The sequence below is a fragment of the Rhodococcus sp. 14C212 genome (assembly GCF_011058195.1).
Lineage (GTDB): Bacteria > Actinomycetota > Actinomycetes > Mycobacteriales > Mycobacteriaceae > Rhodococcus > Rhodococcus aetherivorans.
The window spans coordinates 24,174-33,353 of the sequence record NZ_JAALEH010000063.1; the positions used below are offsets into that span (position 1 = coordinate 24,174).

A 9,180-nucleotide genomic window follows, 5' to 3' on the forward strand; every position below is an offset into this window, starting at 1 on the left:
TCCCGGGGGCGCACCGATACCGTCCGGCTACGTGATCCACTACGGGTCCGAGTCACGAGCACGTTCGGTGGTGGAAGTGCCAGCGTGCCGCCCCTTCGCGTCACGTCGCGCCGCGGCCCGCTACGCAGCCGGCACCCGCTGACGACACATATTGACCCCTCGGGCATGACATGGAGCTGTGCATAACGCTCGCGTCCTCGGCGTCGTACCGCATGCGACCTCTGGGAATCCGGCTCCGTCGCACGCAAGACCCCAGGGAGTACTTGTTTGCGAGACCGCGTAGTGGACCACGTGGTTGCCACGCTGCGCCGACGCTGTGGAACCAGCCACTGTGATCCTCGTCATAGGCAAGGGCCCGCTCGGGCCGCATGGAAGGAATTTCGAGATGACTGCGGTTGCAGAAGCACCATCGGTGGACGCACAGAGGATTCGCGGAGCCGAGTATCTCGATCGAGCTCGTGAAGTCGCGAAGGTCATCGAGGCCGAAGCCACAGCCATCGAGGCCGGAGCCACGATCACCCGGCCGGTCTACGAGGCGTTGGCCGACGCGGGTCTGTTCTGGCTTCTGGTTCCTGAAGAGTACGGCGGAGCCGGCCTCGATATCGTCAGCACGTTCAAGGTGATCCAGGAGATCACCCGAGCCGACGGGTCCACGGGCTGGGCGTTCATGGCCAACTCGTGCAGCACCGGAGTCGCGGTCGGGTACACGAACCCTGACGGAGCTCGGGACATGTTCGGCGGAACCGACAAGGGAATCACCGCCGGCATGGTCGTGCCCACCGGATCGGGTGTCCGGGTCGAGGGCGGCTATCGAGTCAGCGGGCGCTTCCAGTTCGCCAGTGGATCGGCCCATGCCTCATGGATCGGTGCCGGATTCGTCGTCCACGACGACGAGGGCAAGCCCGTCATCGACGCCGACGGCCAGCCGGAGGCCCGCATTGCATGGATTCCCAGAGAACAGGTGGAATTCCTGGGCAACTGGGACGTGATGGGCATGGTGGGCACGGGTTCGTACGACTACCGGGTCACGGATCGGTTCGTGCCGGAGCGGTTCACCATGAGTACGTTCTCCACCGTTCCCGTCCGTCCCGAGCCCGTCTACAAGCTCGGCCTCCTGGGCATCGGCGTGGGCGGGCACGCGCCGGTGGCACTCGGCCTCGCCGAGCGTGCACTGCAGGAAATCTCTCGGATCGTTGCCTCGAAGATGCGTCCCGGGTACGACGGATTCGTAGGCGATTCGGACGTGTTCCGGATCGAGTTCGCCCGCCACGAAGCCATGTACAAAGCGGCCTGCGCCTACGTCTACGAGGTGTTCGGTGATGCGGAGCAAACCGCCGCGGCGGGACGACCGATCACCGACGAACAGCACGCGCGCCTGCGCCAGGCGGCGACCTGGGTGCAAGAGGTTGCCGGTGACGTGGTGATGTTCGCCCACCGTTGGGCCGGTAGTGCCACAGTGCGCAACCCCAGCGCACTGGGACGGTGTGTTCGTGATGCGGCCGTCGCCACTCAGCACGCCCTGATCGACCGGATGACTCTGAGCGAGGCAGCGCAGGCCATCCTGCCCGGCTACCAGCAGAGCTGACCGCCCGAGCCCGGCCGTGTTCGCGCCCGGGCCGGCTCACCGGCCCGGGCGCGGACACACCACGCTGCCGTCCATACCAGGAGCGTTCCTGCCGTCAGGAGAGGACTCGGGCGACCTCCGTCCGGCGAGACAGACAGAGCTTGTGCAGTAGATGCTCCACGTGGCCTTCCACCGTTCGAGGAGACAGCACCAGCTTCTCGGCGATCTGCTTGTTGGTCAGGCCCCGGGCGACCAGTTCGGCAACCTCACGCTCGCGGGGTGAGAGCACCTCGCGGCTGTCGAGTTCATGCCCGCTGGGTTGACGGGCGCCCGGAACCCCACTGGTCACCTGGGCGCCGCCGGTATCGCATTCCTCACCGAAGATGTAGGCGAGCAGTTCGCGTGCCGACATCGCCTGCCCCCGCGCCCAGGCGGCGTCGAACTCCGACGGTCCGACCTGCGTACGTGCGGTGGTGACCGCCTTTTCTCGTAGCGTATTCCAGTGGTCGGCTCCGTAGAGTTGCTGACCGATCGAGCCCCACATCGACGAGGCGGCACCGAGTATGACCGCGGCACGAGCACTTTCTCCCTTGTCCGCCAGTGCCCAACCGAGTAGGTCGGCCATCACCGTCTTGCCGATCGTGTCACCGAACTGGCGTTGGATCTGCAGGGCCTCCAATGCGCGTCGCGCAGCGGTGTCGGAATCGCCTTCCAGCAATGCGACATGCCCCAGACCGTAGGTCGCATACGAGTGGAACCACAATTCACCGACACTGTCGGTCTGCCTGAACACCGCGCCGAACGCGCCCGCCGCCTCGGTCACATCGAGGGTGGAGCACAGCAGCATCCCGCGGTGGATCTGCAACATCGATACGAAGTCCGGCGCACACCCGTGTTGTCGGTAGCTTCGCTCCGCCTCGTCGAGACTGGCCATCGCCGAATCGGTTCTTCCGGCGAAGAAATCACGCAGTCCGGCTATGTGCACCGCGAACGATGCCGTCACCGGATCATCGCGGTCACCCGCGACCTCGCGAGCTCGACGCAGGGTGAAGTCGGCAGCATCTCGGTCACCTTGAAGCGTTTGCACCAGTGCCAGCACCGTGAGAATCCGGCCCTTGGCGGCCTTCGAGACCCCGGGCAGATCGAGTGCCTGCGTCAACCACATCCGGTGTTCACGCACCGATATCCCGCAGGCCCAGAGGAACCGGGACGATCCCAGGGTGTCGGCGACAAGCTGCACGAGGGCATCATCGCTCGGGTCGCTCATCGCAGAATGCAGTGCGGCCCTGATGTTTCCGCGATTGACCGAGACCGCGGTCGCCTTGGCCAGTTGCTCCGGGCCGTACCAATGATCCGTCGACTCGTCGATCACCCGTGCGCAGTACTCGAGCAACCGCGCATTCATGCCGCGGCGGTCGGCGGCGGTCAGTTTCCCCCATCCATACTCACGCATGGATTCGAGCAGCCGGAAGCGAACACCAACGTCCGACGTATCACGTACCACGACGGATTTGGCCACGAGGCTCGCTGTGGAGTCCATGATCTCGTCCTCGGAGAGCGTGTCGTCCGAGCACACCGCCGTTGCCATGTCGAGGTCGAAGCTGTCGGCGAAGACGGATGTGCGGCACCAGAGCGCGCGTTCGGTTTCCGAACACAGTTCGTAACTCCAGTCGATGGTGGCCTGCAGGCTACGGTGTCGGGGCGTGCGCCCACGCGCAGAGACGGTCAGCATCGACAGGCGCCGGTCCAGCAGGTCGGCCAGGTCTTCGACCGAGAGGACGTTCAGCCGGGTACACGCCAATTCGATCGCCAGCGGCAAACCGTCCAGTCGTTCGCAGATCCGTCGAACCGCGTGGACGTTCGACGCGTCGAGTTCGAACCCGGACAGCACCGCCTCGGCGCGACGGGCGAACAGCTCGAGTGCACCCGACGCGATATCACCGTGCGTGGGCAGGGGAGCGAGGTGGAACACGTATTCTCCCGGAACCGCCAGATATTCGCGCGAGGTGGTGAGTACCCGCAGACTTGTGGTCTCCTGGACCAATCGGCTCACGAGTGTGGCGGTGCCTTCGATGAGGTGCTCGCAGTTGTCGAGGACCAGAAGTATCCGTCGATTGCGCAGGTGCTCGATCAGAACGTCGTCGGCGGAACTGTCGGGCCCGTCTCGGGTCTCCAGTCCGAGGCGGTCGCAGATCGCCTGACTCAACAGACTCTCACTCCGAAGAGAAGCGAACTCGACGAAGCGCACCCCGCCGGGAAAGGCCCGCCGGAACTCTTCCGCCGCCTGTACCGCCAGTCGGGTCTTGCCGATCCCTCCAGGGCCGACGATCGAGACCAGTCGGTGGTCGCCCAGCAGGCGGCGGAGTTCACGCAACTCGGAATGCCGCCCGACGAAACTGGTGGGTTGCTGAGGTAGGCCGGTCCCCGTGGTGATGTGGTCGCGGTCGGTGCTGCCTGATTCGGTCTTGATGTGATTCACCTTGCGTGCGAGGAGTGTGCGCGAATGCGGCCATTGGATGAGTCTGGCCACCTCGGCGATCGAGATGTTCGGGGACCGGTGGACCAAATTCCGGATTCGCACGTCGGCATCGTCGGCCGCCGATCCCTTCAGTCGGCGGTGGTCGGTCGGTGGTTCGGCCATCGACAGGGCCCTGCGCACCGTGTTCCGCGAGATGCCCAGCCGTTGCGCGATGCCCTTGATGGACTCACCCTCGGCGTGACATCGGCGGATTTCCGACCACTCGTCAGCGTTCACTGCTCCCTCCCTCCTGAGATGCAGATCACTATGCGGCGGCGCGGTGCGGTAACACAAGCAAGGGGGTCAAGATGTATCACCGGTGTTGCGTCGATACCGTCAGCATACCTGTTCCGATGTCGCGAGCCAGCTCTCTACCAGGCATAACTGCATTCATGGCCTTTCTCGGGCCGCTCCCGTACAGGGCCACGTAGTCGGACGGTTACCTCAAGGTGCCCCGGGGAGGAAAGTGATGACTGCCACATGAACCGTGGACTCAGCGATCGAGAGGTAATCCGATGACCCGACAGAACGCCGAAGCGCTCACCACAGCGTTTGCCGCCGCCGACCAGGGTGACCCCGCGCCGCTGCTGGACCTGTACGACGACTCGATGACGTGGGCCGGTTTCAGCTTCGACGGCACACAGCGCGTGTACACCAAGGCCGAGTTCCTGGAGGGGCTCGGGGTGCTGGCCAAGCTCGACGCGTCGGCCAACGAGGTGATCAGCTGCGATGTGATCGACGACGAGCTCGTGGTCGCCAAGATCCGCGCGTACCGGAAGCTCGGGGAACACGAACTCGACATCACCATGGTGATGGGCCACAGGTTCGTCGACGGCAAAATCGTCCGCGGCAACGATCTCGTGCCGTCCTCGTTCGAAGCCTTCTGGGCTGCGACCGGGCTCGGCGGCTGACAGGTGATGGCGATGAGCATCGCACTGTCCCGCGGCCACACCACCACCGCCACTGTCCAAGCCGCACTCGACGACCTACGAGCCGGCCGGCCCGTGCTCGCTGTCGACGATCTGGGCGGCAGCGGGATCGAGATGATGATCCTGGCGAACACGGCATCGGTGCATTCCGTGGCCGAGATGATCCGTGAAGGAAGCGGATTCATCTGTGTCACAGTTTCCGAGTCCGATGCTCGTCGCCTGTGCCTGCCTCCGATGACCTGGGAATCGGCCCGCTCCTTCGGTGGTCGGATGTGCGTAGCGGTCGATGCGGTCGACGGGACCACCACCGGGATCTCCGCACACGACCGAGCGATTACGCTTCGGGCCTTGGGCAGCCCGGTCGCCACCCCGACCTCGTTCACCCGTCCCGGCCATGTCGTCCCGATCCTGGTCGGAAGCACCGATCTGCCGGACAGGACGCGTCTGATCGCACAGGCCGGCCAGTTGTGTGCCGAGCGTGCAGGCGACGCCGAAGGCTGGCCGGTGGCATTCACCTCCCTCGTATCGCGGGAAGACCCGTGCCGCAATGCCGACATCACAGAAGCCTGGCAGTGGGGCCTGCCGACGGTCCGCCATTCGGACCTGCTGGCCACCATTGCGAACACCCACCGTGATGCCGCCTGAGGACCGAAACACCAGTTCGGAGACGAGCGAGTCATGACTACCACCACCTTCACCGACAGCACCGCCCCCGACCTAGAAGCCGGTTTCAAGGAAGCCATGGCACACATGTGTGCACCGGTCTCGGTCATCACCACGATGGTCGGGGAGCGCCCCCATGGCACGACCGTGAGCGCGTTGATGTCGCTGTCGGTCGATCCACTGTTGATCGCGGTCTCGATGGCTACCACGTCCGAGAGTCTGTCGGCAATCAAGAGCGCCGGAGAGTTCGGTGTCAATGTCCTCGGCGCGGACCAGCGTCACGTGGCCGTACGGTTCGCCACCAAAGGCGGCGACAAGTTCGCAGGGATGCCGTGGCGGCGGCAGGGTGCGCTACCACGACTCGACGGCTCCGCGATCTGGCTCTCGTGTCGGCTCGACTCGATCCTGCCCGGCGGTGACCACGAAATCTTCGTCGGCGCCGTCACGGAAGTCGAAACCGACACGGCTGCCGAGCCCTTGACCTACCACGGCCGCCAGTTCGGCACGCACCTCGCACATCGAGGCGGGTGACGACCGACCGCGTATGCATCCGCTCCGCACGGATCGACGTCGCGTCCGCACGGGTGGTCGACGAACGGCAGTGTGGTCGACGCAGCTGCAATGCGCTCCTACGCGGAGCTGTCGGTCGGATCGGCAAGGTGATCCCGGCGTCGCTCGAGGGGCGGGTCGGAAAAAGCTGTCGGCACAAGCGTGACCTGGGCCTCGGTCCGATACGGAGGGAGGTTTCGACGGTGCATTTCGAGTACAGTACCGAAGGTACGGAATCGGCAAGGACGTCTGACGGCGTTCATGCAGGAGTGAGTGCTGCCGGCCGAGGAAGTCGCGGGGCAGCAACTCGCCGCCAAGCCCGACCACGGGGGTGCGCCGCTGATCGTCGCAGACCTGAAGGCGGTCGCAAAGCGGGAAGGCCCGTGGAACCTGTTCCTGCCCGCCCGGGAGGGGGCAGGGCTGACCAACCCCGAATACGCGTCCCTCGCCGAGTTCACCGGCTGGAGCCCGCTGATCGCGCCCGAGGTGTTCAACTGCAATCCGCCGGACACCGGCAACACGGTGATCGGCGAGTCGGAGCTGTTCCGCCGCGAGTTCAGCAAGTACGAAGCTCTCTACCAGGCGACTCGCCTGTACGTCTACGCCGCGCACGAGGACGCCGAGGCCAGTGCCCGCGCCGGTGTGGAGGTCACCGAGGAGCAGCGCGCCCGGTGGCGTCAGGTCATCACCTGGTCACAGGAGGTGGCCGGTGAGATCGTCGGCTTCGCACACCGCTGGGCCGGCGGCCAGTCGATCCGCGACCCCAGCGCGCTCGGCCGGTGCGTGCGTGACGCCACCGTCGCAACGCAGCACATGCTGGTCGATCAGATCACCCTCGTCGATGCTCGCCACACCGATCATGCGCGCCTACGAGAAGACAGCTTCCTGAGACACCCTCGTCCATTTCCAACCGTAGTCACAACGGAAGGACCCCTGATGGGACAGCTTGAAGGCAAGGTCGCACTGGTAACGGGAGCAGCACGCGGGCAAGGGCGCTCGCATGCCGTCCGGCTCGCGGAAGAGGGCGCCGACGTCATCGTCGTCGACATCTGTGCCAAGCCGGCAACGACGAAGTACCGCGGTGCGACGGAGGACGAACTCCAGGAAACGGCCCGGCACATCGAGAAGTTGGGGCAGCGTACCCACGTCGCGGTTGCCGACGTGCGGTCGCTGAGTCAGCTCCAGGACGTGGTCGCCGAGGGTGTCGCGAAGCTTGGACGCCTCGACACCGTGGTGGCGAACGCCGGCATCTTCTCGTCCGCTCCGCTGCACCAGCTCACCGAAGAGCAGTGGGACGAAATGATCGACATCAACTTGTCGGGCGTATGGAAGACAATGCGCGCGACTGTTCCCATCCTGATCGAGCAGGGTGAGGGCGGATCGATCGTCCTGATCAGCTCCACCGGCGGTTTGCAGGGTTTCCCCAACTTCGCCCACTACGTCGCCGCGAAGCACGGCGTTACCGGTCTCGCCCGAACTGCCGCCAATGAGCTGGGCGCCCATCGGATTCGATGCAACTCCCTTCATCCAACGTCGGTGCTGACGGACATGATCGACAACGAGGACATGTACCGTCTATTCCGTCCGGACCTCGAGACGCCCACACACGAGGATTTCCGAGAAGCGTGCGAGACGGCGATGAACGTGCTGCCGACCCCCTGGATCGAACCGGTGGATGTCAGTAACGCCGTGGTATGGCTGGCTTCGGACGCGGCACGCTACGTCACCGGCATCGCAATGCCCGTCGACGCGGGCGCCCTCAACAAGGTCTGATCAGCAGACATCAGCGAGGGTGGGGCACCCGGAACTACCTCGGCGTGCCCCGCTCCGCGTGCTCGATCGCTGCGGCGATCTCGTGACGCCTGCTCATTCCCAGCTTCTCCAGAATGTGTTCGACGTGTCCCTCCACCGTGCCCGGCGCCAGAACCAGCTTGGCGGCGATATCCTTGTTGGTCATCCCGGAGGCCACGTGCTCCGTCAATGCTCGATCGACTCGCTGCGGGCCGAGGACCGCGGCGAATTCGACTGCCCTTGCCGTCTTTCGGCGGATCCTGGGGACTCCTCCGGCGGCGGCCTCGACGAGCCAGCGGTGCGCGCCGTCCCAGAGGGCGAGGAAGTTGACTTCGACCGCAGTGCATTGGCGGAGCCTGGGTGAACGTAGCATCGATTCGTCGTCGGGGGCGATGCGGATAGTGAGCATCGACGATCCGCGGGTTTCCCGGGGTGGACAGCCAGTGGCGGGTGATCTCGGCGAGGCCGGCGCCGACGCGGGCGACGATCACCAGTTCGTCGCCGGCGACCCGACACCACGCCTTCGAATCCTGGTGCCCGTCAGGGGGCGAATCCCGCACATCCCCCAGCTGACGGTCTGATCGAACCCGACGAGGCGTTCGTCGCCGAGGCCAAGCAGATACGGATCCTCGGGCAGCACGTACAGTCGTCCCCGTTCGGTCGTCAACCGCACCGTCGGGGCCGCCCCGAAGGCCCGATGCGGACGGGCATTCATCTTCCCGCACCATCGAGCGCACGCCTCGGCGAAATCGGCGAAACAGCGGGTCAGGTCATAGGCTCCCAAGATCTTTATCACTTCCCCGGCACACTTGGGCATGGGGTTCCTTCGGTCGGTTGGTTTGCGCGGCAAACCAAGCCAACTCGGGCGAAGGAACCCCGCCCGGCATTCACTCCAGCGTGTCAATCAGCTGTTTCTTGGACTGCGACCCGGAATTCTCGTGTCTATCGATCCCGAGAAACCGTCAGGGCGCGGTAAGAGAGAAGTAACGCCGGTGAACTCGTGATTGTCATTGATGGATAATCGTGCATATCCACCACAGACAATCACGAGTTGCAGAATACGCGAACCCATGACGTCCAACATCTTTGGACGCTGTAACACGTCCATGCCGGTCGCTCGCGAGCCTGCTGAACTGCGGCTCTGTTCCCCCGACCGGTGCGCCCCG

At 65.0% G+C, this 9,180-nt stretch carries 8 protein-coding genes and 1 pseudogene; 7 read left to right on the forward strand and 2 right to left on the reverse strand.

All coding sequences use genetic code 11. The features are described 5' to 3' along the window. Nucleotides 1-295: 295 nt before the first annotated feature. Nucleotides 296-1,585: an acyl-CoA dehydrogenase family protein gene (locus tag G6038_RS22005; protein WP_240918646.1), complete on the forward strand. Its 1,290-nt coding sequence runs from the start codon at nt 296-298 to the stop codon at nt 1,583-1,585. Nucleotides 1,586-1,679: 94 nt separating this feature from the next. On the opposite strand, the gene G6038_RS22010 is transcribed toward G6038_RS22005, so the two are convergent. Further along, a complete protein-coding gene (locus G6038_RS22010; RefSeq protein ID WP_165039884.1) occupies nt 1,680-4,319 on the reverse strand; it encodes a LuxR C-terminal-related transcriptional regulator in 2,640 nt (879 codons plus the stop codon). 278 nt (nt 4,320-4,597) lie between these two features. Between G6038_RS22010 and G6038_RS22015 the strand changes: the two genes are divergently transcribed. The 5 genes and pseudogenes from G6038_RS22015 to G6038_RS31530 all read left to right on the forward strand — a co-directional run bounded on the left by G6038_RS22015 (nt 4,598) and on the right by G6038_RS31530 (nt 7,996). Further along, nucleotides 4,598-4,993 (forward strand): nuclear transport factor 2 family protein, encoded by a 396-nt coding sequence (locus G6038_RS22015; protein WP_165039885.1) that lies wholly within the window; start codon nt 4,598-4,600, stop codon nt 4,991-4,993. Nucleotides 4,994-5,005: 12 nt separating this feature from the next. Beyond that, complete coding sequence (locus tag G6038_RS22020; RefSeq protein ID WP_240918648.1) at nt 5,006-5,656, forward strand: 3,4-dihydroxy-2-butanone-4-phosphate synthase; 651 nt, start codon at nt 5,006-5,008, stop codon at nt 5,654-5,656. A gap of 33 nt (nt 5,657-5,689) precedes the next feature. Next, nucleotides 5,690-6,205: a flavin reductase family protein gene (locus G6038_RS22025; RefSeq protein WP_240918649.1), complete on the forward strand. Its 516-nt coding sequence runs from the start codon at nt 5,690-5,692 to the stop codon at nt 6,203-6,205. Between the two features lie 540 nt (nt 6,206-6,745). Then, nucleotides 6,746-7,036 (forward strand): annotated as a pseudogene (locus G6038_RS31525) (oxidoreductase); the annotation flags it as partial. A gap of 123 nt (nt 7,037-7,159) precedes the next feature. Next, nucleotides 7,160-7,996, forward strand: a complete 837-nt coding sequence (locus G6038_RS31530; RefSeq protein WP_240918652.1) for a mycofactocin-coupled SDR family oxidoreductase — start codon at nt 7,160-7,162, stop codon at nt 7,994-7,996. Nucleotides 7,997-8,030: 34 nt separating this feature from the next. Here the strand turns inward: G6038_RS31530 and G6038_RS22035 are convergent, their stop codons facing one another. Continuing rightward, nucleotides 8,031-8,423: a LuxR C-terminal-related transcriptional regulator gene (locus G6038_RS22035; protein ID WP_165039888.1), complete on the reverse strand. Its 393-nt coding sequence runs from the start codon at nt 8,421-8,423 to the stop codon at nt 8,031-8,033. Nucleotides 8,424-8,457: 34 nt separating this feature from the next. Between G6038_RS22035 and G6038_RS22040 the strand changes: the two genes are divergently transcribed. Continuing rightward, complete coding sequence (locus G6038_RS22040) at nt 8,458-8,595, forward strand: hypothetical protein (protein WP_165039889.1); 138 nt, start codon at nt 8,458-8,460, stop codon at nt 8,593-8,595. Nucleotides 8,596-9,180: the final 585 nt, after the last annotated feature.

Bases quoted from the DNA above. Each gene is read 5' to 3' on its own strand.
- G6038_RS22015 (WP_165039885.1), top strand. From the start codon at position 4,598: ATGACCCGACAGAACGCCGAAGCGCTCACCACAGCGTTTGCCGCCGCC.
- G6038_RS22020 (WP_240918648.1), top strand. From the start codon at position 5,006: ATGAGCATCGCACTGTCCCGCGGCCACACCACCACCGCCACTGTCCAA.
- G6038_RS22025 (WP_240918649.1), top strand. From the start codon at position 5,690: ATGACTACCACCACCTTCACCGACAGCACCGCCCCCGACCTAGAAGCC.
- G6038_RS31530 (WP_240918652.1), top strand. From the start codon at position 7,160: ATGGGACAGCTTGAAGGCAAGGTCGCACTGGTAACGGGAGCAGCACGC.
- G6038_RS22035 (WP_165039888.1), bottom strand. From the start codon at position 8,423: ATGCTCACTATCCGCATCGCCCCCGACGACGAATCGATGCTACGTTCA.